Annotated in this window: 22 protein-coding genes; 6 read left to right on the forward strand and 16 right to left on the reverse strand. The window is 68.3% G+C overall.

What is annotated here, in order from left to right:
* Positions 1 to 51: 51 nt before the first annotated feature.
* From ACFYXS_RS05765 to ACFYXS_RS05805, 9 genes are all read right to left on the reverse strand, one after another.
* Positions 52 to 846: an isocitrate lyase/phosphoenolpyruvate mutase family protein gene (locus tag ACFYXS_RS05765; RefSeq protein WP_389244251.1), complete on the reverse strand. Its 795-nt coding sequence runs from the start codon at positions 844 to 846 to the stop codon at positions 52 to 54.
* Between the two features lie 637 nt (positions 847 to 1483).
* Entirely contained in the window at positions 1484 to 1957 is a 474-nt protein-coding gene (locus ACFYXS_RS05770) for a GNAT family N-acetyltransferase (RefSeq protein ID WP_389244253.1), read from the reverse strand.
* Positions 1958 to 1959: 2 nt separating this feature from the next.
* Complete coding sequence (locus tag ACFYXS_RS05775; protein WP_389244255.1) at positions 1960 to 2382, reverse strand: hypothetical protein; 423 nt, start codon at positions 2380 to 2382, stop codon at positions 1960 to 1962.
* Between the two features lie 49 nt (positions 2383 to 2431).
* Positions 2432 to 2812, reverse strand: a complete 381-nt coding sequence (locus ACFYXS_RS05780) for a nuclear transport factor 2 family protein (protein WP_389244257.1) — start codon at positions 2810 to 2812, stop codon at positions 2432 to 2434.
* A 556-nt stretch (positions 2813 to 3368) separates the two neighbouring features.
* On the reverse strand, positions 3369 to 4754 hold the full coding sequence (gene lpdA, locus ACFYXS_RS05785; protein ID WP_389244259.1) for a dihydrolipoyl dehydrogenase: 1386 nt from the start codon (positions 4752 to 4754) through the stop codon (positions 3369 to 3371).
* A gap of 296 nt (positions 4755 to 5050) precedes the next feature.
* Positions 5051 to 5647, reverse strand: a complete 597-nt coding sequence (locus ACFYXS_RS05790; RefSeq protein ID WP_389244261.1) for a TetR/AcrR family transcriptional regulator — start codon at positions 5645 to 5647, stop codon at positions 5051 to 5053.
* A gap of 336 nt (positions 5648 to 5983) precedes the next feature.
* Positions 5984 to 6325, reverse strand: coding sequence for a GNAT family N-acetyltransferase (locus ACFYXS_RS05795; RefSeq protein ID WP_389244263.1), 342 nt, complete (start codon positions 6323 to 6325; stop codon positions 5984 to 5986).
* Positions 6326 to 6422: 97 nt separating this feature from the next.
* Entirely contained in the window at positions 6423 to 7340 is a 918-nt protein-coding gene (locus ACFYXS_RS05800; RefSeq protein WP_389244265.1) for an NADP-dependent oxidoreductase, read from the reverse strand.
* A 465-nt stretch (positions 7341 to 7805) separates the two neighbouring features.
* Positions 7806 to 8849, reverse strand: a complete 1044-nt coding sequence (locus ACFYXS_RS05805; protein WP_389244267.1) for a zinc-binding dehydrogenase — start codon at positions 8847 to 8849, stop codon at positions 7806 to 7808.
* 718 nt (positions 8850 to 9567) lie between these two features.
* On the opposite strand from ACFYXS_RS05805, the gene ACFYXS_RS05810 reads away from it, so the two are divergent.
* Positions 9568 to 10197 (forward strand): TetR/AcrR family transcriptional regulator, encoded by a 630-nt coding sequence (locus ACFYXS_RS05810; protein WP_389244269.1) that lies wholly within the window; start codon positions 9568 to 9570, stop codon positions 10195 to 10197.
* A 56-nt stretch (positions 10198 to 10253) separates the two neighbouring features.
* Here ACFYXS_RS05810 and ACFYXS_RS05815 read toward each other — a convergent pair whose 3' ends face one another.
* Positions 10254 to 10595, reverse strand: coding sequence for a GNAT family N-acetyltransferase (locus tag ACFYXS_RS05815; RefSeq protein WP_389244271.1), 342 nt, complete (start codon positions 10593 to 10595; stop codon positions 10254 to 10256).
* A 528-nt stretch (positions 10596 to 11123) separates the two neighbouring features.
* Here ACFYXS_RS05815 and ACFYXS_RS05820 point away from each other — a divergent pair.
* Positions 11124 to 13088, forward strand: a complete 1965-nt coding sequence (locus ACFYXS_RS05820; protein WP_389244273.1) for a SpoIIE family protein phosphatase — start codon at positions 11124 to 11126, stop codon at positions 13086 to 13088.
* A gap of 202 nt (positions 13089 to 13290) precedes the next feature.
* Here the strand turns inward: ACFYXS_RS05820 and ACFYXS_RS05825 are convergent, their stop codons facing one another.
* A complete protein-coding gene (locus tag ACFYXS_RS05825; RefSeq protein ID WP_389244275.1) occupies positions 13291 to 13884 on the reverse strand; it encodes a TetR/AcrR family transcriptional regulator in 594 nt (197 codons plus the stop codon).
* A gap of 77 nt (positions 13885 to 13961) precedes the next feature.
* A complete protein-coding gene (locus ACFYXS_RS05830) occupies positions 13962 to 14777 on the reverse strand; it encodes an SDR family NAD(P)-dependent oxidoreductase (RefSeq protein WP_389244277.1) in 816 nt (271 codons plus the stop codon).
* Between the two features lie 301 nt (positions 14778 to 15078).
* Between ACFYXS_RS05830 and ACFYXS_RS05835 the strand changes: the two genes are divergently transcribed.
* A complete protein-coding gene (locus ACFYXS_RS05835; protein WP_389244279.1) occupies positions 15079 to 15996 on the forward strand; it encodes an AraC family transcriptional regulator in 918 nt (305 codons plus the stop codon).
* An 18-nt stretch (positions 15997 to 16014) separates the two neighbouring features.
* On the opposite strand, the gene ACFYXS_RS05840 is transcribed toward ACFYXS_RS05835, so the two are convergent.
* Positions 16015 to 16992: a phosphotriesterase gene (locus ACFYXS_RS05840; RefSeq protein ID WP_389244281.1), complete on the reverse strand. Its 978-nt coding sequence runs from the start codon at positions 16990 to 16992 to the stop codon at positions 16015 to 16017.
* 686 nt (positions 16993 to 17678) lie between these two features.
* Here ACFYXS_RS05840 and ACFYXS_RS05845 point away from each other — a divergent pair.
* The 3 genes from ACFYXS_RS05845 (at position 17679) to ACFYXS_RS05855 (ending at position 20144) form a co-directional block, all read left to right on the forward strand.
* Complete coding sequence (locus ACFYXS_RS05845; protein WP_389244283.1) at positions 17679 to 18368, forward strand: alpha/beta hydrolase; 690 nt, start codon at positions 17679 to 17681, stop codon at positions 18366 to 18368.
* Positions 18369 to 18629: 261 nt separating this feature from the next.
* The gene (locus tag ACFYXS_RS05850) at positions 18630 to 19469 is read left to right on the forward strand and encodes an alpha/beta fold hydrolase (protein ID WP_389244285.1); all 840 of its coding nucleotides are present in this window, start codon (positions 18630 to 18632) and stop codon (positions 19467 to 19469) included.
* 264 nt (positions 19470 to 19733) lie between these two features.
* Entirely contained in the window at positions 19734 to 20144 is a 411-nt protein-coding gene (locus ACFYXS_RS05855) for a hypothetical protein (protein ID WP_389244287.1), read from the forward strand.
* Positions 20145 to 20177: 33 nt separating this feature from the next.
* Here the strand turns inward: ACFYXS_RS05855 and ACFYXS_RS05860 are convergent, their stop codons facing one another.
* From ACFYXS_RS05860 to ACFYXS_RS05870, 3 genes are all read right to left on the reverse strand, one after another.
* The gene (locus ACFYXS_RS05860; RefSeq protein WP_389244290.1) at positions 20178 to 20645 is read right to left on the reverse strand and encodes an SAM-dependent methyltransferase; all 468 of its coding nucleotides are present in this window, start codon (positions 20643 to 20645) and stop codon (positions 20178 to 20180) included.
* 125 nt (positions 20646 to 20770) lie between these two features.
* Entirely contained in the window at positions 20771 to 23563 is a 2793-nt protein-coding gene (locus ACFYXS_RS05865; protein ID WP_389244292.1) for an ATP-binding protein, read from the reverse strand.
* Between the two features lie 88 nt (positions 23564 to 23651).
* Positions 23652 to 25610, reverse strand: a complete 1959-nt coding sequence (locus tag ACFYXS_RS05870) for a SpoIIE family protein phosphatase (RefSeq protein ID WP_389244295.1) — start codon at positions 25608 to 25610, stop codon at positions 23652 to 23654.
* Between the last annotated feature and the right edge of the window lie 122 nt (positions 25611 to 25732).

Raw genomic sequence — 25732 nt, forward strand, 5'->3', positions numbered from 1 at the left:
TGCCTTTTCTCGCGATGAGTGGGTGGCGAGCACTGATTCGCAGGGCCTGGGCTAGTTCGTTCCGCGGGCAAGTAGCTCGCTGATGCGCCCGAAGTCGATCCCCGTCGTCGCGGTGGTGAGGTCACCCGCGACGAGAGCCTTGATGGCCTGGTCGAGTGCCTCCATTGCGTGGGTGTAGAGCGCCGGCCCCACGCTGATGCGCTTGACCCCGGCCTTCTGCAGTTCGGCGACGGTGAGCACCTTGTCCGCAGGTGAGATGAGGACGTTCACCGGTGTCGGCGCGACGGCGGTGACGATCGCGACGAGTGCGTCGAAGTCGGGAGGGTAAGGGGCGTAGAGCACATCCGCGCCGGCCTCCGCGAAGGCCGTCAGACGCCGGATGGTGTCGTCGAGATCCGGCCGTCCCTGGATGAAGTTGTCGGTGCGGCCCGTGACGACGATGCGGCCCTTGGCCGCCACGACGGCGCTGCGCACGCGGTGGACCGCCTCGTCGAAGTCGCGGATCGGTTGATCGGGATTGCCCGAGGTGTCTTCGATCCCGATACCGGCCAGGCCGGACTCGACGGCGGCTTCCACGGTCGCGGCGACGTCTTCGGGTGTGTCCCCATAGCCGTCCTCGAAGTCCCCGTTGACAGGCAGCCCGGTGAGGCGGCCGAGCAACCGCGCATGCTCGAGGTGCTCATCACAGGTGACTTCGTGACGCCCGTCGGACCGGCCGAGTGTGGTGGCGAGTGCCGCAGACGAGGTCGCGATCGCCTCGAAGCCGGCATCGGCCAGCATCAGCGCCGAGAGGCCGTCCCACGCGTTCGGCATGACGAGGCCGCCGTCGCGGGTGTGCAGCGCCATGAATTGCTCATAGAGTTCGGAGCCCGGCATATCGAACCTTTCCCAGCTGATCGTTTGTGGGCGGTGAGGGGTTACCGGCTGTGTGCGCAGCCTCGACGGGGGGTTCCGGAATCAGCCGGGCGCACCGGCCCAGCTGACGGCGGGAACGTCTCAGTGCCTCGACTGACCGGCTCTGGCCCCGACCCCCTCTTTGCGCAGCCGGATCGGGCCGAGCGCTGGCGAAGTCGACGCCTCCATGCATGGCGCTTACCGCCCTGGAGGTCCTTTGAGGCTCCGCTGTGCGACTGTCGCAGGGAACCGCCTTCCCCAAACGTACCGCAGATCGGCCCTCTTCTGGGACCAAATAGTCCTCTCATTCGAGGCCACGCATCCGGCTTCTACGCCCAAGAAATCCATGTGTGGCGGTTGCGGCCCAGAAAATAGTGGACGAAAGCGTCCTCTCTGGAGTGCGTGCCCAGCTGGCCTGCCTTCGCCCGTCACGGGGAAGTGCGGGCCGCCACAGAGACCGCGACGAAACCCCGTGTGACGCGGTACCGGGACTCCTCGGGAGCTGTTCCGTCAGCTTGAAGCCGGGTGTACGAGTCAGGATCACGAATTGTGGTCTGCCGGAGTGCGGCAGGTGCCTGACACCGGAGAGTTACGTCAAGTCGTGCTCGATTGCGGTGAGCTCATCGTCGTGGCGGCCTTCCGCGGGCTCGTGCTGGGGGAAGGCGCCGGCGCCGGGATGGACCGTATCGATGAGGCCGGCGTACTCGGGGTTGCGGTCGATGAACTCACCCACCACCGGGCAAATGATGGTGATCTTCTTCCCGCTCTCGCGGATTTCGTCCAGCACGCGAGAGATGAGCTCGGTGGCCACCCGATTCTTGCGGTAGGCGGGGTCGACCCAGGTCGTCAACAGCACGACGCGGCCGCCTACGAAGCGGTACGAGAGCTCGGCGATCCCGTCATCACCGAGAGCGGCGATCCAGCGACCGTGCTCCGCGTCGTGGACGACATCGAGCACCCAACTGGACTCCGCCTCGCCAAGAATGGCCTCGTCCAAAGCGGCGATGAGCGCAGCGTTGTTCTCTTGACGGGCGGAGGCCTCGGCTCCGAAATCGAACGTCATGGTCACACCTTCTGTTGAGGGACCCGATCGGTGAGTTCGGCCAAACGGGCGAAGCCCTTGGCCACTGTCGGACGAGGTCGGGTGCCGGCGAGGTTCGTCGTGATCACTCGCTGCGCTGGATGTTCCCTCATGCCGGTGCGTGGGCCGCGTGCAGCGAGGACGGTGAAGAGGGTTGCGACGATCGCGAGTACGGCGTATCCGAGGGTGATCCGCGGCAGCGAGATCGCGTTCGAGAGCTGGCCGGAGACGAGGCTGGGGAAGGCGGCTCCGCTGTAGCAGAGGAGGTAGATGGCGCTGAAGATCGGTGCCCGGTCGGTGAGCGTGCTGTTGTGCAGTAGCCCGCGGGTGGCGGAGCTGATGGCGATGCCTTGACCGGCCGCCAACCGTCTCGGCCCATTGCCTTGTGATGACTGGCCCGTGGGCATGGTCCCTACCTGTGGGCGGTTTGCCTCGCGACCGGCAGCCTCGACCGCGTCAGGTGCCCGGAGCGATCGCGCAGGCCGAGACGCAGACCCAGCCACCCTCACGCTTCTGGTACGTGTCCGTGTACAGCGCTTCCTGAGGCGCTCCGTCGGCGAGCATGGTGTATGTGGCGCGGCCGTGGACCAGGGCGACGTCACTGAGGATGCGGATCTTGACGTCGTGCACGACAAGGTCCTTGAAGGGTCGCGGCTCGGCGATGTATTCGAGGAACTCGGCACGGTTGCGCGTGACGCCCGGGGTCTGCACGACGAAGTCCTCGGCGAGCAGCTCGCTGAAGCGCTGGACATCGTTGAACTGGTCGGAGTGGACGTAGTCGTTGTTGAGCTGGTCGAGGATCGCCAGGTCTTCGATGGTCTGCTTGGTGTAGTTCACTTTCTTGTTCCTTCTCTGCGTGTTGCGGTGTTCGCTGCAGGAGGGTTGCTTCGGTGTCGTCTACGCGGTGCCGGCGTACATGCACGTGATCTGTGGATCAGGTGCGACGCGACGTTCGAGGGCATCAGGAGACCACCGCACAGGGGAATGCCTTGCGTTCGCCATGGAATGCAGCTGTCACGATCTGGATGAAGAGACAGACGGCTTCCGTGCGCCGCGGACCCTTGGGAACCCGGGCCTTCGGTGTAAGTCGGTGCAGCTTCTGCCCCGAGCGAAGGCCACTGGTTGGGATGAACTACTGTCAAGCCTCTCAAAGCCAAAACGGGACTGTCAAGTCCTCTTGTGTTCTGGGATTGTCGATCATTTTCCAAGAAATACGCAGGTAAAATGCTTCCAGCCCAGGAGTAGCGTCGCGGAGTATGGACCGTATGGCTCACCATGGAAGGGGCGACCGTGGTCGGCGGGGCTCAGCGGCCCGCGGCCGGAACTGGCATCTGTCTGGTGCTCGATCTGCGACGGAACGGAGGCCGGTGGCCGGCGCGGTGCTTTCGCGAGGTCAGACCTGCAAATGCAGCGGTTTGCCCGTCAGCGCGAGAGCTGCCTCACCGAGTGCCTCACCTTGTGTCGGGTAGGCGTGGACGAGGCCGGCAACATCCTGCGGCCACGCTTCCCAGTTGTAGATGAGCTGCGCTTCCCCGATCTGTTCACTGATCCGGTCGCCGATCATGTGAACACCGATGACTGCCCCGTCCTTCCTCCGGACGACCTTGACGTGCCCTTCCGCTCTCAACGTCCGGCTACGAGCGTTGGTGGCGAGGTCGTAAACGACGCAGTCGACGTTCTCGACCCCGTACACCTGCTTGGCCTTGGTTTCTGTCAGGCCGACCGACGCGATCTCGGGGCGGGAGAACGTGACGCGCGGGACGCCGTCGTAGTCGATCGGCACTGCGGATTCCTTGGCCAGGCGGTCGGCGACGAGGATGCCCTCGGCGAAGCCGACGTGCGCGAGCTGCGGAGTGGGAACCAGGTCTCCGACAGCGGAGATGGTGGGGACGCTGGTGCGCATGTACTCGTCGACCAGCACGTGCCCCCTGTGCATGACGACGCCCGCCTCTTCGAAGCCCAGGCCCTGGGAAACGGGGCCTCGTCCGACGGCCACGAGCAGGAGGTCCGCTTCCAACGCCGTGCCGTCCGCCAGCCGGACGCGGATACCGTCCTGCGTGTACTCGCTGCTGACGAAGGGGACACCGAGGTGGAGGGTGATACCCCGCTTGAGGAACTCCGTCTCCAACCGGCTGGAGACGGACTCGTCCTCCATGGGGACAAGGTGCGGCAGGGCTTCGACGATGGCGACCTTGGCCCCGAACGACGACCACGCGGAGGCGAACTCGACCCCGATCACTCCGCCGCCGAGCACGATCACGGACTTGGGGACGTAGTCGAGGGTGAGAGCGTGGTCCGACGAGATCACTCGCCGTCCGTCGATCTCCAGTCCGGGCAGGGTTCTCGGAACGGACCCGGTGGCGAGTACGACGTGGCGGCCTGTGAGCCGGCGGCCTCCGACATCGACGGAGGTCGTCGACGACAGTCGGCCCTCTCCTTCCACGTAGGTGATGCCACGTGCGTCGACGAGGCCGGTGAGCCCATTGCAGAGACTTGAGACAACGCTGTTCTTGTAAGCGTGCAGCGCGTCCATGTCGATGCCCCGAAAAGACGAGCGCACTCCAACGTCGCCGGCCTGACGTGCTTGATCGGCCAACTCAGCCGCGTGCAGCATGGCTTTGGTCGGGATGCAGCCGTTGTGGAGGCAAGTGCCCCCGAGCTTGTGGCGTTCGACGAGGGCGACGCTGAGCCCGAGCTGGGCCCCGCGCAATGCGGCCGTGTACCCGGCGCTGCCTGCCCCGAAGACGACCATGTCGTAGGGTCTTTTGCTGTCGTTCATGTCATTGCTCCCTTGGGGTCTGCCGGGCGGTTGCCCGGTCGGTGCCGACCAAGGTCGCGACGGCACCTTTGCGGAGAGGGGGAGGACCGGACGGCGCGTGTGCCGGCCGTACTGGTCGCGAGATGTGGCGCGCTGCGGCACAAGCCCGTACGTCCGCGTCGATCAGATGGAGTTGCTGCACCGTCCGGCCCCGACCATGCTGTCCAGTCCTGCTGTCGCTTCAGGACAGCGGCAGGAGTCCGGGATCGGCGCGACGGACGCGGAGGCACCTCTCGTGCTGCCTCGTGCGCCGCCCGTCACCCCACGGTGTACGTCTTCACGTGGGCTAGCGCCATGTCCATGGCGATGCGCATCGGTTCGACGTCGTGTGTCATCTGAGCGAGCAAGTAGCTTCCCTGCAGCGCGGCCATCACCGACAGAGCGAGCTTTGCCGGATCGGCCCCCTCCTTGAGGGAGCTGTTCTCCTGCATCCGGCGCAGGCCGGCCGCAATCAACTCCTGCCATTCGCCGAACTTCTCGGCGAGCAGGTTCCGGGCCGCGGGGTCCTGAGGCGCGTGGGATCCGACGAGTGCACCCAGAGCGCACCCGTGGGCTCCGTCCCGGAGAGAGTTGAGGTGGATGATCGAATCGTTCCAGCGTTCCAGGGCTCGGAAGGAGCTCATCCGTTCCAAGTGCTGTCGGTCGCGCTCGAGGATCTGCTGGGCACGCAACTCGATGACACTGCGCACGAGCTCGTCCTTGTCGGCAAACTGGCGGCAGAACTGGGACTTGCTGGTCCCGCTCGCCGCTCGCACGTCATCCAAGGTCACCGAGTTGACACCCTTGACGTAAAAGAGGTCCGCAGCGGCCTGGATGATGCGAACACGCGCTGGAGATTCGCTCGTGATCGCCATTCTCTGACCCTTCTGAGAGATCTGTGGAATCGAGGAAGGCAGGACTTCGTTCGTGACGCGGCGACGCCGTGAGGGGCGTCCTCTGGGTGATCCCGATGGCGCCGACCATCGATGCGACCGGCGCCAGGGTTCATCTCCCGCCGGCCAAGGGCGACTTCCTCCCTGACACCGGTCCGTCGGCCGCCCCCGCGGCCTACCGCCCGCCGCTGTCACCACCTGCCCGCTCTGGAAACCCCTTGCCATGGCGACGAACACTTCGGCCGTCACTCCGGCCCGGCACGTGAGGCCGGGCGCGAGAGACCCCTGACCCGCCTCGCTCCGCCGAAGGCGGGCGCCTCAGTTGAGGGTGTCGTCGACGGCCTGTGACCCGGGATCGAGCATCTCGCGGAATTGGGAGTGCTTCTCGATGAAGCGATCCACGACGGGGCACCGATTGGTGACTGACGCGCGTTCCCCCGTCAGGTCGAACAGCGCCTCGCGGATCAATGCCGTCCCCAGGCCGCGGCCACGGTAACCCTCCTGGACATACGTGTGCGTCAGGCTGTAATGAGTGCCCTTGCGCTCGTAGGCGAGCAGTCCCGCGTAGTTGCCGTTCTCTTGCACCTCGTAGAACCTGTTGTCTTCGTCCTTGACGACTGCGATCGAGCCGCTCGTGTCAGTCCACAGCACCTTGGTCATCGCTGTTCCCGTATCTGTGCCGGCCCCGCCTGGATGACGGGGCGATCCTATTGCGCCAAGCGGACTGGATCGTCCTCTTTGGAGGGTTGGCGAGACCTCATGGACGAACGCGGATGATGGTCTTTCCCCTGACCCGCTCGGTCGGATTGAAGGCCGCGACGGCGTCATCGAGCGTCGCGACATTGCCGATGACCGTGCGCAGCCGTGCGTCCCGCACGCGCTGGACCACCTCACGCAGCTGGGCGCGATCGGACACGACGACAAAGTCGATCGCCAAGCCGTCCGCGGGTCGCACCTCCGGCGGGCCGGCGATACTCACCAGTGTTCCTCCGGCTCGAACCAGGCGTGTGGACCGCTTCCCCATGTCGCCACCCATGACGTCGAACACCAGATCAACTTCGCCGACGTCTTCCAGCGTGTCGTTGTCCAGGTCGACGAACTCCGTCGCGCCGAAGTCGAGAACCGCCTGACGATCGGCGGCACGTCCGGTGCCGATGACGTGGGCACCCGCCTCGCGCGCGAGCTGGGTCACCATCGATCCGACTCCGCCGGCCGCACCGTGCGCGAGGACGCTCTGCCCTGGCTGAAGTCGCCCGTGCTCGAACAGCCCCTGCCACGCGGTCAGACCCGAGATCGGCAGACTCGCGCCCACCGTGAAGGCGACATCGCCGGGCAGCGGCGCGAGGTTGCGTGCTTCGACGGCCGCGTACTCAGCCAGCGTGCCGTCGCGAGTCCAGTCCGTGAGTCCGAAGACCCGCTGTCCCACGGACAGCCCCGTCGTGCCATAGCCGAGGGCACTGACCACTCCGGCGAGCTCATGCCCGGGGATCGACGGTGTCCGGTCGCGGCCCAGGCGGTCCGTCCAGCTCGAGGGCCACGTCAGCTCCCCCGGGGTGAATCCGGACGCGTGAACCTCAACCAGCACATCGTTCTCCGCCACCCTGGGCTCGGGACGCTCCGCCGGCCTCATTCCGGCCGTTCCCGCGGCCGGATCGGTCACAACTATCGCCTTCATCGGGTACCTCCCTGCATCCCGTCGCCACCCGCGCGCCATGCACAGCCGGCCACAAGCCCCCACAAGTGAACTAAAAGGTCCACAATCTCGATCGGATCTCGACTCTAGCAGCATACTCAAGACAAGGACTGGTCGGGATGGTCCCATTCGGGACGCGCCCCCGCTTCACCTCGGAACCCGGCCGGCCCCGCTGGACCCCGCCGTCGGGCCTCGGGGACGCGGGTGACTTCAGACAGCCCTGGGAGCCGACCGGCCGCCCAAGCGGACGGTGCCTCAGGCGGCCGGCGGATCGCACCCGCTTCTCGCCGGTCTCCACGGCCGGCCCACGGCGGCCGGTTGCCTGGGGCGCCCTGGCGTGACGAGCGGGCGGCTGGTCACGGGGCCGGAACGGCCTCGGAAATCTTGCGGGGGCTCGTCTCGCGGCGGGTGGGGTGGGGACTGCGCCCACGCAACCAGTGTCCGGGGTCAGGGCCTGATGAGCACCTTCAGGCTCCTGCGGTCTGCCATGTCCTGGTAGCCGGCCGGGACGCCGTCGAGGTCGGTGGTGGCGTCGAAGACCTTCCCGGGCTCGATCGTGCCGCTCAGGATGTCGGGCAGAAGCCCTTCGATGTAGGCGCGGGCCGGTGAGGGGCCGCCGGTCAGGCGGATGTTGTGGCGGAAGAGGCTGCCGATGCCAATGGGTGCCTCCTCGTACTGAGGGGCGCCGACCCGGCTGATGACCCCACCCGGCCGGATGATGCCAAGGGCTTGGTCGTAGGCGGGCCTGGTGCCGACGGCCTCCAGAACCGTGTGCGGGCCGTACCCGCCAGTGACCTCGCGGACGGTTTCGACACCTTCTTCGCCGCGGGATGAGACGACATCGGTCGCGCCGAATTGGCGGCCGAGGTCGGTGCGCGCCTGGTGGCGGCCCATGAGGACGATCTGCTCGGCACCCAGTCGTTTGGCGGACAGAACCGCCATCAAGCCGACGGCCCCGTCGCCGATCACCGTGACACGAGTGCGCTCGTTGACTCCGCCCGACACGGCAGCGTGGTGGCCGGTGCAGAAGACGTCGGAGAGCGTCAGCAAGGAGGGAACGAGCGACGAGTCCGCGCTGACGGGGAGCTTGACGAGGGTGCCGTCGGCCAGAGGGACGCGGATGGCTTCGGCCTGGGCGCCCTCCTCCGCTTCGCCGTCCCAGAAGTTCGCCTGTGGGTGGGTACAGGAGCTGGGCAGGCCCTCACGGCAGAACTCACAGGTGTTGTCGGAGATGCTCCAGGGGGAGACGACCAGGTCGCCGCGCTCGATGGTGGTCACTTCCGAGCCGGTGTCCTCGACGATGCCGATGAACTCATGGCCCATCCGTGCGGGACCGTCCTCGGGCTTCAGCGAGGCGTACGGCCACAGGTCGGTGCCGCAGACGCAGGATGCGGTGATCCGCACCAGGGCGTCGGTCGGGTGCTTGATGACGGAGTCGGGTACGTTCTCGACGCGGACGTCGCCCGCGCCGTACATGAGTGCTGCGCGCATCAGCGATACTCCTTTTCCGGGTGATGCCTGCGGGAGCGGTGGCGCGTACCGGGCCGGCCGACGAGCGAAGAACGCTGCCGATGATCTTGTGGCGCTCCGCGCCGAGCCGGATGCGCCCGGGCTCCGCCCGCACCCTTCTGGAGTGCCCGCACAGTGCTCGCGTCGATTACGGAACGGAGTCGCATGTCCGACGCTCCCGGTCGATGCCGCGGCCGAACCGTCTCGACCGCACTCCCTGGTTGCATCGGCCGCGAGTTGGACTGCGCAGCCTCCGGCGACCGCCACACGAGTTCCGCTCAGAGGCCCAACGATCCTCCCCGGTTTTCCACTCCCTGAGTCTCGGAGTCGGCGAGCCTCTTCCGTTATAGCGCAAACGAGAGGACTATGTAGTCCATAGCGGATGTCTGTGAATGTCGCCGTCGTCGGGGTCCCCACCCGTGCCGGCGGGGCCCTGATACATGCCGGCGCGGGCCGCGGTCCGAAAGTCACCGCTGCGGGAAGTCGGGCTCGCATTCGAGCGTTGCCACGGTTCGCATCCTTGTGAGAGGCGGAGGTGGTCCATGTGACAGGCACGTCGCGCACACCCGCGAAGGCCGCACCTCATGCGTTCGACGCTCCCGTCGTCAGGGAGCAGTCGGCTCATGCGCCCAAGCGCGGATCGGCAGCGCGCTCGGGCTCTCCCGCAGCCCCGGGGATCGCACGTAGTAATATCGGGCCCATGTCCGTAGATGATGCTCCTAGGCAAGAGCGGCGCCTGACCTCGCGTGGGGCTGTCACCCGCGACCGCATTGTTCAGGCCGCCGCCGACCTTTTCTACGTGAGGGGCGTCAACTCGGTCTCACTCGACGACGTACGAGCTTCAAGTGGGACGAGTAAATCTCAGCTTTATCGCCACTTCGCGGACAAGGACGAGCTTGTCCACAGTGTCATCGAGTTGCGGGCCGATCAAGTCCTGAACCGCGATCGCCAAATGCTGGAGCGGATGAATTCCATTCGCGCGCTCGAGCGATGGAGCGACAAGGTCATCCATCTCAACTCTTTGCAGAACGGCGCCTACGGGTGCGCGTTGGGCTCCCTGGTCAGCGCGCGGGCGGCGCAGGACCCGACGTCGAGGAGCAAGCTCGCCGAGACGTTCGCTGAGTGGCAACAGCTTATCTCGGCAGGCTTGCAGCGCATGCGGGAGAACGGCTCGCTGCGTGAAGAGGCGGACCCGGAGCAGCTCGCCACTGCCGTCATGGCCGCCTTGCAGGGCGGCTATCTGCTGGCCCAGACCGCACAGGACGTCGAGCCGATGCGCGTGTCCATGCAGATGGCGCTGAACTACGTACGTTCGTACGTCGTGGACTGAGCCGGGGTCCTCGGCACTTTCCCACGCATGCAGGCGGGCAGTCGTCGCCCGACTGGTCAGTTCGATGATTCCCAGATGCCTGAATGTGTCGTGTCGACCAGGCTGATGTATTCCGGATTCTTGTGTATGAACCTGTCGACGACCGGGCAGTAGTTTGAAATGGTGTTTCCGTGAATGCGCAGAGAGTCCAAGATGCTCTTGATGAGGACGTTGGACAGACCTCGCCCGCGGAATGTGTCGTAGATGACCGTGTGCATCAGTACGCGTCGATTGCCGATCGCCCGGTAACCCATGTGGCCAGCCGTCTCGCCCGCCACGGAGATCTCGTAGCGATGCTCCTTGTCGTTGTTGCTCACCACCACGGACGATTCCGCCTCTGAAAATATTGCGTCAGGCATTTCTGCCCTCCCGTCCTTCATGGATGCCTCGTGGTGGGGGAGTCGCCAGAAGTCGAGCGGCGGCTGCCGTGAAGGGGGCAGCCTCTGGCGACGTCGGTCGAGACCCGCCTGCCCGCAGCTCTGGCGCAGCGCGATTCAGGCTAAGTGAAGTGGACGAAATAGTCCAGTCGAAACCTCGGTCGGTATCCCGTCGGCGCGCGCTGTGATCCGCCAAGGACGCTTCCACGCAGTGCTTCTGAACAGCAGTGCCCCGCCCGCTCCGAGGAGGGTTCAGCCCGCGGGATGCTGCACCGAGGGGCACCGGGCGCCTCATGCGTGGCACCCGAAGGCCGCGTTACGGCACACCGGCCATCGCGGAGCGGACCTCGTCTCCGCCTCGGCGGCAATCTGCTCACGGGTAAGCCGCCGGCTGAGCTGCCGCTCAGTTTCGCGCCCCCATTCCCAGTAAGCGCGCGACCTGCTCTGCGGCAGATAGGATTGTTACGTCTATCGGGGTCATATCGCTCGACAATGGTCAGGGAGCGGCGGATGGACGCTTCGGACGAACTCCTGCTGAGGGCTACACCCTCGGCTCTTTTGACCCTGGACGGTGTCATCCGTTGTCTCAACGCCGCGATGGCCTCGGCGCTGGGCAGGTCCGAGGAACAGTGCGTAGGCCGCGGCTTCATTGATCTGCTGTCCGAAGATCAGCGGGTCTCGGCCAGGAGCCTGCTGGCGCACGGGGCCACGACGAAGAGGCTCGCAATGCGGGTGCTGGAATTCCCCGGGACGGGCAAAACGTCGGTGCTCTGCCTCGTCGAGGCGCGCCCGGTGAAGGACCCAGCGAGTGGCGAGCCCCTTGTGTGGGTGCATTCGTTGGACACGCGACACGACCTCGGCGGCCTGCTGATCCCGTTCGACCTCGCAGCCAAGGCCGCCGGCCTTGGGCTTTACATGTGCACACCCGATGAGCACCGGATCGAGTGGCTGGGTGGCGAGCCCGCCCTGGCCACGCTCTTCCCGCAGGCGTCGATGTCCCTGTCCATGGTGATACGGCGAGTGCACCCTGATGACCGAAAGGACGTGGAGCGGCTTGTCCGCTCGTCCGTGGCCCAGTCCCCGTGGATCAGATCGCGGTTCCACACCGAGCATGACGGCTGGCGCATGCTGGCCAGCCAAGCCCGTCGGATCACGCTGGGATACGGCGGTCCCGAACGGGTCTTCGGGGTGATCCGCGCCGAGTCCACGATGGAGGCGGGCCGAAAGGAGATGCTGGCTGCGGTGAGTGCTGAACGGCACCGCGCCGATGAGATCGCCGCGTTCTCCTCAGCCCTGTTCACCGCCGCCACCGAGCAGGAGCTGCAGCAGGTCGTCCTGACTCGGCTCGCCGCGGCTTTCGGTGGTTTCGGCGCCCTCTTCGCGCTCGTCGACGAAGGGCGCCTGCGGGTCTCCTCGGACGCAGGGATCCCCGCATGGCAGGCCGATGCCCTGCTCGGTCTGTCGCTTGACGAGGACCGGCCGTTGTCGTGCGCGATCCGTACGGGTGAGCCGCAGTTCATCGCGAACCAGGAGGAACTCGCGCGGTGTTGGGTGAGTGACTCCAGTGCGCCCCGGACACCCGCCGGCCCCGATGCCGCGATGTCGATCACTCCTCTCAGTCCGGCGGGCGACCGGCCACTGGGGGCCTGGGCAGTGACGTACGACAGCAGGCGCCCGCCGTCGGTGGAGAAGCTCGCCTTCATGACCACCCTGGCCGATCTGGCAGGCCAGGCCCTGAGGCGCATCAGGTTGCAGCAGGCCCACGTCGAGCTCTCCACGGCGGTCCAGCAGAGCATGCTGCCCACGCTGCCCGAGCACCTGCCGGGCCTGGAGGTCGCCGCCCGCTATCAGCCCAGCCAGGACGGGCTGGACATCGGCGGAGACTGGTACGACGCGTTCTTCCTGCCCGACGGTGCGGTCGCACTCGAGATCGGCGACGCCCAAGGGCACGACGTGGACGCCGCGGTTTTCATGGGTCAGGTGCGCTCGTCCATGCGCGCGATCGCCGCCCATGAGCCTGAGCCGGGAACGGTGCTGACGCGCACCAACGAGTTGCTCACCACGATGGACGCACCACGCTTCGCCAGCTGCACCATGCTGCACATCGATCCGAGCGACGGTCAGGTCACCGGCACCAGCGCCGGCCACGTTCCACTGCTTCACGCCCGCGACGACGGCAGCCACAGCATCCGCACACTTCCCGGCGGGCCCGTCCTGGGAGTCCTGCCTGGTATGGACTACCCCGAGGAGACCTTCACTTTGGAAGAGGGCACCGCGCTGGTCATGGTCACCGACGGCCTGGTCGAAGGGCCGGGCCTGACGCTGGAAGCCGGACTGGAGCGAGCGGGAACGCTGGCCGGCCGTGCCCTCCATGACCGGCTCGATGCCGAGGCGACGGCAGACCTCATCCTCGACGCCGTGGCTTCCGTGGACCACCTCGACGACGTAGCCGTACTGGTCATCCGGCGCACCTAGTGCCGACGTCGGCGGGGAAAAAGTGGGGCGGTTGGCATGCGCGGGCCTCGAACGCTATTGAAACCATCCAATTGCTCAGCGCTGCCTGTGGCGGGCTACCTGATCGGAGCGGGAACCCCCCGTTGGGATTGGCGAGTTGCGACCGCACTGCTCCATCAGCCGGCGCGGACACGGCGACGCCCCGGCCGACCGCTCCCGGACCTCAGGCGTTCGAGGGCAACAACCGTGACAGTCCGTAGTCGAAACGGTCGTCGAACGAGTCCGTCACCATGAGGCGCTCGCCGATCCGGGCGAGGGAGGGATAGCCGCCGGTGGCGACGAGTTCGTGGAACGAGCCGCGGGGACCGTCGGACGGGGTCTGCTGCTCCTGGGTCAGGCCGAGCGTGAAGTAGACGATTGACCAGCACAGGCGGGCAGCCTCAGCCTCGTGGTATCCCGCGTCCAGCAGGGCACCGACGACGGTGTCTGCGACGCGCAGGGTCTTGCCGGTACCGCTGAAGGTACCGGCCACCAGGCGGCCGCCGTCGCGGTGGGCGAGCAGGGCGACCCGGTAGCGGGTGGCGACCGTGCGGGCACGTTCGACGGGTTCCTCCGGCAGGTGCTCGACGTCGACGGAGCCGACGATGTGGTCGGCCATCGTCTCGATGAGCGTCCGCTTCGTTTTCACGTACGAGCTCACCGAGTTGAGGTGGCAGCCGAGCGTTCGGGCGACCCCGCGCAGCGTCAGCTTGTCCAGCCCTTGCGCCTCCAGCGTCGTGAACGCCGCTTCGATCACGTCGTCCAGCGTCCAGCGCATGCTCGTGTCCCGTTTCGTTCTCCGTCGCCCAAGAGCGGTTTCGCGTCATGATACAAGCGGGCTGTTCATGACCGTGTTCAGGCGCCGAAGGCCACCTGGGACACCGCGTCCCAGCGCTCCCACTCCTCGATGCGGGAGGCGTACTCAGCCCGGATCACGGCGAGCGGCCCCTTGCCGAAGAAGATCCGCAGCGGCGGCTCGTCCGCGTCGACGACCGCGAGGATCGCAGCGCGGGTGGCGGCCGGCTCGCCACGGACGCCGGCCGGCCGTTGCATACCGGCGCGGAAGCCGTCGTAGGCGGGCACACGTTCGGCGCGGACGGCGGATGATCCCGCCCACTCCGTGGAGTATCCGGCGGGCTCGACCAGAGTGACCTTGATGCCGAAGTCGTGAACCTCCTTGGCGAGGCTCGCGGTGAATCCCTCCAGACCGAATTTCGACGCGTGATAGACGCCGAGGCCCGGCAGCGAGAAGACGCCGGCGATCGAGGAGACCTGGATGATGTGACCGCCGCCCTGGGCGCGCAGGTGCGGCAACGCGGCCTGCGTGACCCACAGCGGGCCGAACAGGTTCACCTCGATCTGCGCCCGGGCCTGATCCTCGCTGATCTCCTCGACCATGCCGAACAGGCCGTAGCCGGCGTTGTTGAGCACGACGTCGAGGCGGCCGAAGCGGTCGGCGGCCTGACGCACCGCAGCATCGACGGCCGCGCGGTCGGTGACGTCGAGCTGAATCGGCAGCAGGTTGTCGCCGTGCATTTCGACCATGTCGTCGAGGGCGCCGGCCCTCCTGCTCGTCGCGGCGACCCGGTCGCCCCGTTCCAGGGCAGCTTCGGCCCACTGCCTGCCGAACCCCTTGGATGCGCCGGTGATGAACCATGTCTTCGCGTTCATGTCGTGCTCCTGTGTTCCTCGGTCCCGGTCGCCTTGGTCACCGGGCATCTTCCCCTGCTCGAAATTGGTCATTGACCAACTTTTCCTCGTCAGTGAAGTTGGTCAATGACCAAAAGTCAACCCACGGCTCGGGGGCGGGACTTCCGGCCGAGGCAGGACGTACGGTGGGGGCAGCCGCTCCCGAAGCGGCGTCACGGTGGGCACACACCTCCCACCGAGCCGGAGGCCGGCGTGCCGTCGGGGCCCGAACGAGCAGAGGTGGCGCGTGTATCACTGGTCCCCCGTCGATCCGATACCTTCGGTGGACGCCTGGAACGACGCGTTCACGGGCCTGCACGGCGCGAGCCGTATCACTGTGAGGGATCGCACCGCCCCGTGGACAGGACGCCTCGTCTCCCAGCGGTCGCGGACGTTCGGCATGGCGCTGTGCAGCGGCGGCCGGGAAGAGGTCACCCGAGCCGCTCGGCACATCAAGGCCGATCCACGTGGCACCTACGAACTTCTCGTCCCTCTGGCAGGTACCGCCCGGGTGGAGCAGGGCTCGTCATCGGGCGAGATCCACCCGGGTTCCATGGCGCTGTGCGACATCGACCGGCCGATGTTCTTCGCGCACGATGACCGTTTCCGCTCGATCGCGTTGATCGTGCCGGGACAGGGCGTTGCCGGCCGCAGCCCGGCCGTGGCCCGGGAGCCGCAGGTGATCAGCGGGGGCAGCGGCCTGGGCCGGGTGATTCGCACGATGGTGGGCACGCTGCAGGAGGAGCGCGAGCAACTCTCCGAAATATCCTTCGATTTTGCCTGCGAGCGTCTTCTCGACTTGGTCTGCCTGGCGGCCGAGGGTGCGAGCGACTCCGCGCCGGCAGGGCAGCGGGCGACGGTCGAGGCCGAGGTCCGGCGCTACATCCGCCGCCATGCCGGTGACGGCGACCTCGACGTGGTCGGCATCGCGCGGGCCCTCGGCTGGTCGCCACGCTACATCCAGCAGGTGCTGCAGGCGGCCGGCACCACCTCACGCGACCTCATCCGCCGGGAACGGCTGCACCTCGCCCGCACCCGGCTCGCCAGTGCCGGCTGGGCCGGGCATTCCATCGCGCAGATCGCCCACGCTTGCGGATTCGGCAGTCACGCCTCGTTCAGCACCGCGTTCCGGAGGGAGTTCGGCATGTCGCCCCGGGACGCCAGGTCCGTCGCCTCTCCGCGGCCGGAGGACCACGGATGAGCATGCTCGTCGCCGACGTCAGGCCCCCCGTGAGGCGAAGTACCGGCGCGGGTTGTCGACCAGCATGGTGGTGAGCTGTTCCTCGGTCACGCCGGCTGCCCGCAGTGCCGGCAGTACGTTGTCGTGCAGGTGGGTGTGGTGCCAGTCCGGGGCGATGTGCTCGCGCACACCGGGCGGGAACCAGTCGATGTGGCATGAAGCGTCGTGCGACAGGACCATGCGGTCGGCCAGGCCCTCTCGGGCGAGGGCCGCGACGGTCGCCACACGCTGGTCACCCGGCAGCAGGATGTCGAGGCCGAAGCGGTCCATGCCGATGTACGAGCCATTGTCGATGAGCCGGCGCAAGTACTCCAAGTCGGTGGTGTCCCCGCTGTGACCGATGACGACCGCGCCGAGATCCGCTCCCTCACTGCGCAGGACTTCCTGTGCGACCAGGCCGGTGCGCGCGTCGGCATTGGTGTGCACGGTGATCGGGGCTCCGGTGCGCAGGTGGGCCTGCGCCACCGCCCGCATCACCCGTTCCACTCCAGGGGTGAGCCGGTCCTCGATCGCGCACTTCAGGAATGCGGCCCTGATGCCGGTGTCGGCGATGCCTTCGGTGAGCTCGCGGACGAAGATCTCGGTCATGCCCTCGGGGCCGCCGAGTAGCGTCCCCGGCCCGTGGTAGCGGAAGAAGTCCGGGACGTCCGCCAGCGTGTAGATGCCCGTGGCCGCGATGATGTTCAGGTCGACCTGCTCATTCACCAGGGCCACCCGCCTGACGTCACGTCCCAGGCCGATCACCGTGGGGTCCACGAGCGTCCTGACGCCCGTTGCGGCCAGGGCTTTCAGCCGGGTCACCGCATCACCGACGCGCTGCTGCTCGTCCCAGGTCTCCGGGAGGTTCTTGCGGAATTCCTCGCTCAGGACGAACACGTGCTCGTGCATCAGGACGCTGCCGAGGTCATCGACGTCCACGGGGCCGCGGATGGTCTGCACTTGGGCGGGCGGGTTCATATGAATCCTTCGGGTTCGTGTCGTCGCCTCGGAGGCGTCGGCCGGATCTATCGGCTTCGGTAGCGGGGTCCCGAGCCCGGAAGCGCACCGGCGAACGGTGTGCGGGTCGGCCGTCGGCGCGATGTCCACTCTGAGACACCAGGGCCTGGGCCGTCTTCAGCGTCGGCGCACAGCGCTTGCGCGCGGACGCAGGCTCTTCGAGCGCATTCACTCGATGTCGGGGTCAGGCCCGCTCGCGCCATGACGTTCAGCACCGGGCGGTGAACAAGTCGCTTGCCCGCCCGAGTGAGCGTGCACGCTGAGTTCGCCCTCGCCCGCTCAACCATGTCGGCCGCGTCGGCGGGGACGCGCCGATCGTCAGCTGAAGGTGCACGAGCCAGAAGGCGGGCTGCCGCGCGACGTCCTCGCCCGCGACGAGTTCTCGGTCGTCGTAGTACGCGGTCTGCGCACGACAGTCGTCATGGCCGGAGCGCAGCGGGCGGGCCACGGCCCAGGAGGGCGGGGCCGCCGCGCCCCGAGCGGTATCCGCGTGGCGCGATGTCGCGTGTCCGCAGGTCAAAGTGACGAGGCCGAGGCCCCGACGGGCGCCCGCGAACTAGGTCATTCGGTAGAAGCCCGGGACGGCCGGTGCTGCCTAGCCTTTCTCCAGGCCCGGAAGACATCCGGGTGACAACAGGAGCGACCACATGAGCACAGTGAAGAACATCGTTCTCGTGCACGGAGGGTTCGTCGACGGTTCGGGCTGGCAGCCGGTCCATCGGCTGCTGACCCGTGACGGCTTCGACGTGAGCGTCGTGCAGAACCCGACGCATTCCCTCGAGGGCGACGTCACGGCCACCCGACAGATCCTCGACATCCAGGACGGGCCGGTGGTACTGGTCGGCCATTCCTACGGCGGCGCGGTGATCACCGAGGCCGGCCGTCACGAGAAGGTCGCGGCGCTCGTCTACATCGCGGCCTTCGCGCCGGACCAGGGCGAGTCGGTCAACTCCCTGCTCGCCGACCCGCAGCCCGGGGCGCCGGTGCCCCCGATCCTGCCGCCCCGTGACGGCTACCTCTTCCTGGACCGGGAGAAGTTCGCCGACTCGTTCGCGGGAGACGTACCGCCCGAGGAGGCCCGGTTCATGGCCGACTCCCAGGTGCCCTGGGGCATGGACGCGCTCGGTGGTGTGGTCACGGAGGCCGCCTGGCGGAACAAGCCGAGCTGGTACCTCGTCTCGCGTGACGACAAGATGATCCCGCCGCCCGCGCAGCGGGCGATGGCCGACCGGGCCGGCGCCACCGTGCACGAAGTGCCTGGCAGCCACGCCGTCTACGTCTCCCGGCCGGAGGCCGTGGCGGAACTGATCAAGCAGGCCGCCACCCACCAGGCGTAGTCCGCCACGGACCGGCGCCGCCCGAGAAGGGCATCACCCCCGAGCACCCTGCCGCTTGTTCCGGGAAGCGCAGCAGGCGGTGGGGTACCCATCCTGCCGAACGCAGGAATCGTGTCACGCGATGTCCACGCGCACGAGCGCGAGCGTGAATCCCCGTGGGACACGCGTAATGGACCGCATCTCTGACGTCCGTATCGCGCAGCGCCCGCCGTTGCCCGAGCCGGGCAGAAACAGCCACCACACAGAAGGACGTTTTTTGGCATGCGTAAAAAGACCCTGCGCCGCGGGATAATCGCCGCCGGTGCCACCGCCACCGCAGCGGCCGCCGTTCTGGCGTCGACCGCTTCAGCGGCTCCGGCGCCCCTGCACCACACGGACGGCCCCAGGCCGACGGTCGTGCTCGTGCACGGCGGTTTCGCCGACGCCAGCGCGAGCTGGAACGACGTCATCAAGCGGCTCCGGCACGACGGGTACCCGGTGGTCGCGCCAGCCAACCCGCTGCGCGGCCTGCCGACCGACGCGCCCTACCTGAAGAGCGTCCTCAAGTCCATCAAGGGCCCGATCATCCTCGCCGGCCACTCGTACGGCGGCGCGGTCATCACCAACGCGGCGACGGACAACCCGAACATCAAGGCGCTCGTCTACATCGCCGCGTTCGTCCCGGACGAGGGCGAGAAGCTCGGCGAGCTCATCAGCAAGTTCCCCGGCAGTGAGATCGAGGCCGGGCTCAACCCCGTGCCCTACTCCAACGCCGACGGCACCACCGGGACCGACCTCTACCTGAGGGCCGACAAGTTCCGCAGCGCGTTCGCGGCGGACCTTCCCGAGCGGGACACCGACATCATGTTCGCCGCCCAGAGGCCGTTCAGCGCGAACTCCTTCACGGACGTCACGACCGAGGCCGCCTGGCACACGATCCCCTCCTGGGGGCTCGTCGCCTCCGACGACAAGGCCATCCCTGCGGCTCTGGAGCGCTTCGAGTACCAGCGCGCCCACGCCCGCGGCACGATGGAAGTCCGTGGTGCGTCCCACTCCGTCATGATCAGCCACCCCGACGCGGTCGAGAAGCTGATCCAGGACGCCGACCGCGGTACGCGCTGACCGTATCCGGCCCGATCCATCGTGACAGCCCGCCCGCTTGCGGGCGGGCTGTCCGCCGTGGCGCTCGCACCGTCCGTAGATCCTGTGCTCGTTGACGGGACGCCGCCCTCAAGAGCAGCGAACACCTTCGAGGAAAGAACAGTCATGCCTTTTTGGTTGGAAAGCCTGCAGCACACTGTCCGGAGCGGGATCACGACGTTTGGCCCCGGTACCGGCCGGCATCGGTACCCCGGCGCCGAGGTCGAGGAGACCCGTTTCCCGCGTGTGCCCCAGGAGGATGTGCGGCCCGGTGCCGACGACCTCCATCGGGAATTCGAGCGGGACGTGCTCGCCCTTCTCGATCCGATGTACCACGCCGCGCTGTGCATGACGGGAAGCCCGGCCATCGCCGAAGTACTGGTACTGGAGACCTTCGGGCGGGCGTACATCTCCTTCAGGGAGTTGCTCCCCGGTGCCGACCTCACGATCTGGCTCTACCGCCTCCTCGCCAGTACGTACATCGGGTTCCGCCGCGAGGGGTACGGCCCCACGAGCGGGGACAGCTGGGAGGGGGCGAACGAGGACGAGTGGCGGACCCTCGGCGACACGCCCCGGCCGGTCGTCATGGCCGCCATGCCCGGAACGCCGCACGAACACCACCAGGAATTCCGTGAACCACTCTGCGGTCTGCGGTGATTCAGGCTCCCCGCGCACCGACAGGGGAGCCGTTCAGGGCTGGAAGTACTCCGCCATCATGCCGCTGACCCATTCCGGCTGTTTGACGGCCACCGCGCGGAACTCCGCCATCGACGGCTTGAGGTCGATGACCGGGGTGCCGGAGACCGCGTCGAGGCCTACGACCGTCAGTTCGCGGCCGTGGACGGACTCGATGGCGCAGCACGTCACGCCGATGCGGTTCGGCCGGCGGGGGCCGCGGCCGGCGAAGACACCCATGGGCGGGAGGTCGGAGCGCCCGCGGTAGGGGCGCGGTTCGCGGAAGTCGCCACCCTCCGGGAACTGGTCGAAGACGAAGAGGACCTCCACGTGGGAGAAGCCCTCCAGACCCTGGAGGCACGCCTCGCCGAAGCGCTCGTCGATGGTGATCGTGCTGCGGACGGCACCCCAGTTGTCCGTGTGCTGGATGTCCGTCCGGTTGTTGCGGACGGTGCCTATCGGTGTGACCTCGAAGCTCGGCATGGCACGGTTCTATCCCCTCGGTCCGCGTCGTGCCCAGACCCCGGACGACCGTGCGGCGGGGTGAGGACCCGCTCGGTGACGGCGGGTGTCCGGGCCTGCCGGTCCGGCGCCCGCCGCGACGAGTCTCAGTCGGCCGACTGTGCGGAGTCCAGGACCTCGAGCGCGTCGCGGAGCGCGGCACGGCTGGTGACGCCGAGTTTCCGGAAGAGCTGACGCAGGTGGGCCGAGACGGTGCGGGGGGAGAGGTACAGCCGTTCGGCGATCTGCTTGTTGGTCATCCCGGTCGCCGCGAGTTCGCCGATCTGGCGCTGTTGGGGCGTCAGGGACACGTCGGTGACGGGAGCCTGTTCGGGGGTGACGCCGGAGGCCCGCAACTCATTGGCGGCCCGGGCCGTCCACGGCCCGGCACCGAGCCGCTGGAACGTCTCAAGTGCCGCGGTGATGTGCGCGCGTGCCTCGGCGGGGGCGTGACCACGGCGCAGCCGCTCACCATAGGCGAGCCGGATCCGTGCGGCGTCGAACGGCCAGCGGTCGGCGTCAGGGGTGGCCAGGGCCTCTTCGAACAGGTCGCGCTCCAGGAAATCGGGGTGGGCCATGGCCGCCGCCCCCGCGGTGATCAACGACAGGCGGGGCGAGATGGCGGGCAGGTTTGCCTGCCGTGCGGCGTCGACATGGGAGGCCGCCTCCGCGCAGCGGCCGCTGCGCATGGCGGCCTCGGTGAGTTCCATGACCAGCCACAGCGCGTGGGGGGTGTGCAGGGCCAGTTCACCGGCCTGACTGACCGCCGTGATGTGGTGGTAGGCGCTGTCGAAGTCGCCGCGGCCGAGCGCGGTGAGCGCCCGCGCGTGCGAGGCGTAGATCTGCACCGCGCGCACTCCCCGTGGGGCCGCCCACGCGATCATCCTGTCGGTGAGGGCCTTGACGGTGGCGTTGTCGCCGCGGGCGGCGGCGAGCAGGGCGCGTACGAACAGGCCGGGCCACGACTGGAGGTGGTAGTCGTGCGCCGTGCTCAGGGCGAGCCCCTCCTCGGCCAGCGGGTCGACGTCGTCCCACTGCCCGGTCATGAAGGCGTCGTTGGCGAGCAGGAACAACGCCTCGATGGCCGAGGCGACGGCGCCGCCGGCGCGGCCGTCCCTCACCACCCGCCACAGGGCGCCGCGGCAGCCCGGCAACCGGTCGACGTAGACGGCCGCCCTGCCGATCCGCACGATGCGGGCGGGATCGGCCTCCGGGCACAGGCCGTCAATGAGCGTGTCGAGGTCGCCCAGTACCGGATCGGCCCTCCGGGCCGGGTCACCGAAGGCGCCGGCCAGCGCGCCGAGGACACTGGGGGGTTGCGGCACCAGGCGGTCGACCGCCCTGTCGAAGGGGGCCCACAGGTCGCTGCGGCCGCCGTAGAAGCACACCAGGAGCAGGGTGTAGAGCGCTTCGAGGAGGGTGTTGTCCTCCGCTCGGTGCGGTTGCGGGTACATCTCGATGGCGGCGACGAGGAGACGGTGGGCGGTGTCGACGTCCCCGTCGCCGTTCAGCAGATGGCTGGCGGCCGCGACGGCGGCGGTCAGGGTCTCCGTCCGCTCCGGGCCGGCGCGCAGCGCGTGGTCCAACAGGCGCGGCACGTCGCTGAGGTCCCCGGTCACGTGCGCACTGAGGTAGGCGGCCTCGGCGAACCGGCGGGACTTGGACGTCCCGTCCGTGCTGAGTTCCGCACCGCGGATCAGCGCCGTGATGGCGCCCATCGCGTCACCGCGCCTCAGCACCGCGTAGGCGGTGTCGTCCAGCAGCCCGGCGACGTGGTCGTCGGGCCCGACGACCGCGTCGGCGAGATGCCATGCGCGGCGCTCCGGCTGGTCGAGGAACTGCTCGGCCAGCACCTTGTGGAACCGGCGGCGTTCGTCGCTGGTCGACAGCTCGACGACCGCCGAGCGGGCCAGCGGGTGACGGAAGGCCAGGCGGGAGCCGTCATGATCCACCTCGACCAGTCCCACGCGTTCGGCGGGGGCCAGATCGTCCAGGAGAGCGACACCTTCGGCGGCCTTGCCGAGCGTGAGGAGGTCCCCGCCCGGGTCGAGGGCGGCGAGCAGGAGCAGATGGCGGGTCGCGGTCGGCAGGGACTCGATGCGTGCCGTGAACAGCGCCTGCAGACGGCGGCTCAGCGGCAGCACAGCGGGCAGAGTCCCCTTGGAGTTCGTCTTCATACGGCTGAGCGCGATGGGCAACTCCAGCAGGGCGAGGGGGTTTCCCTGGGCGTCGGCGATCAGCCGCCTGCGGACCCGTGGTGACAGGGCGGGGAAGCGGCTGCTGAGCAGTTCGGCCGCGGCGGTGTCATCGAGGGGGTGGACCTCGTGCTCCGGCAGGCCGCTGCCGGCGAAGAAGGTGTCCTCCTCGGAGCGTGCCGCGGCGAGCAGCCGCACCTGGGAGCCGGACAGCCGGCGGGCGATGAATCCCAGTGCGGTCGCGCTGGCGCGGTCCAGCCAGTGGAGATCGTCGACGACGACCCAGACGGGATTCTCGGTGGCCGCTCGGAGAACGAGGTCCATGGCCGCCTGGGAGACGACCAGTTGGTCCGACGGCGGCCCCACGGCCCGGCCGAGCGCGACGTCCAGCGCCCGCGAGCGCTCCGGGCCCAGCCGGTGGATCTCACCGAGCAGCGGTTGCAGCACCTGGTTGAGCCCCGCGAAGGCCATGTGGCTCTCGAACTGGTTGCCGGCGGCGCGCAGCACCCGGCTCCCGTCCGACGCGGCCCGGTCCGCAGCGGCATCCAGCAGGCTCGACTTGCCGACACCTGCCTCGCCCACGAGAAGGAGGACTCCGGCCTGCCCGGAGGTCCCCCACACGATCGAGTCGATGACCGCGAGATCGTCGTCACGCCCGAAGAGTCGCTTCGCGGGGTGTTGCCGGAGTACGTCAGCGGCGTCCATGGGAGCCTCCGAATAGTGCTTCCGACTCCAGCGTAGCCGGGCGCTCACCTGCGTCGCGCTGCCTGTCCGGGCCGCTGCCCGGGCGGTCTCACGTGCGTCGGACGACCAGCACGGCGAGGTCGTCGCGGTGGTTCATCGCGATCGCGGCGTCGAGGATGCGGTCGGCTGTCTCCTCCGGGCTGAGTCCGTCGTGGAGGGCCTGGGCAGCCACTGCCCCGGTGTGCTCCAGGCCGGCCTCCAGCGAGAGGTCCGGCGCCTCGACCAGGCCGTCGGTGACCATGATCAGCGCGGTGTCCTCGTCCAGCGTGAAGGTCTCCTCCCCGTAGTCGGCATCCGGCAGGATGCCCAGGACCGGACCGCCCGGCAGCTGCCGGACGTCGTGGCTGCCGTCGCCGTGTACGCACAGCAGCGGTACGTGGCCGGCGCTCGCACCGGTGACCCGTCCGTCGCGCGGATCGATGTGCAGCATGGTGCAGCTGGCGAACCTCGGTGCGTCCATCGCGACGAGCAGACGGTTGACGTGCTTCAGCACGTTCCCCGGGGCCGGCTCCTGTAGGGCGATCGCACGCATGGAGCCGCGTACCTGTCCCATGAAGGCGGCCGCATCCACGTCGTGCCCCTGGGCGTCCCCGATTTCCAGGGCCACAGCCCCGTCGGACGTGACGAAGGCGTCGTACCAGTCCCCGCCGATGTCCAGCCCGACGCGGCAGGGCCGGTAGCGGGCGGCGACCTGCAGGCCCGGCAGGCGCTCCGGCAGCGTCGGGAGCATGCTGCGCTGGACCGCCGTGGCCAGCTCGACGCGGGCCTGCTGTGATCTGATGCGCCCCAGTGCCTGGCCCGCGAGGTCGGCCAGGGTGATCATGAGGACGTTCTCGTCCGTGGCCGGGCGGTGTGCGCTGCTGTAGGTCACTACCCAGGCGCCGAGCGGACGTTCGCCGGCGGGGCCGAGGGGAGTGATCGACATGGCGATGTCCGGTGGCCACTCCAGGGGTGCGGTGCCCCCGAAGGGCCAGCGACGGAGCAGTGCCTCGTGATCGGGGATGAACAGCGGCTCGCCCGTGCGGATGGCGTCGGGCAGTGGACGCTCCTCGTCCAGCGAGACGCAGTGCATGGCGTCCGCCTGCCATGTGGGAAGCCCGGCGTCCGAGGAGATGAGCAGGTGCCCGTCGTCGCCGACGAGCGCGAGCGCCGCGCCGGCGGCGCCGAAGGTCGCGGCGAGCCGGGTCAGTACGACCTGCTGGAGTTCCTGCTCGGTGGCGGTGGTGATGAGAGCGGAGGAGAACTCGGCGATGGCCTTCGCGCGGCGCCGTTCCGACCCGAGTTCGGCCAGCACCTCCTTCTTGCGGGCCTCGTGCTGCGTGTCGTCGCGGATCATCCCGAAGACCTGCTCCGGGCCGTCGTAGCCCAGCTGGATCCGTCGGGTCTGGCAGACCAGGTCGTACCGCTCACCGAGGTCGGTACGGAACCGCAGGCCGGTCCAGGGGCCCTGGGGGGTGTCCGGGCTCAGGAGCCGTCGCAGGGCGTCCCGGTCGTCGGGGTGGATGTGGCGGACCGCCCAGGGCAAGGGCACCGAGGCCTCCGGGAAGAGCGCGCCCACGGTGGGTGATCCCCCCAGCCACTCGAGCTGGTGCACCTGAGGCAGGTACATGCACAGGCCGAGGCCGGCGGCCTTCGCCGACAGCCGGAACGGGATCAGCAGGCTGCCGATGTCGTTGTGCACGTTCAGCGAATGCACCCACACCAGAGGCTCACCGTCATCGGCGGTCGTCGGACGCGCCTCGATGAGGGAGACCACGGACGCCCTGCCGGGCCGGGGAAACTCCAGGACCCGCATCGCCAGCCTCTGCTTGCTCGCCTGGGCCACGATGCGCTCGACCACGGACCGCTGGCTCTCGGGCACCAGATCCCACGCGTACCGGCCCACACACTGTTCGGCCGGCCTGCCGAAGGACGCGGCCATCGCCTCGTTCAGCGAGCGGACGATGCCGTTCGGGGACAGCAGAGTCGACGGTTCTGCTCTTCGAAGAAGTTCGTCCGAGGCGTCCACCTCTCGCTCCCTCGCGATCGTCGAGCGATCACCTTCACAGCTCTCCCATCCTCGCATTCCGGATGCTTCCTCGCGCTGAGCGGGGAGCGCCGGGAGTCTTTGGTGATGAGGCCCGAGGAGGC

Source organism: Streptomyces sp. NPDC002574, assembly GCF_042889545.1.
Lineage (GTDB): Bacteria > Actinomycetota > Actinomycetes > Streptomycetales > Streptomycetaceae > Actinacidiphila.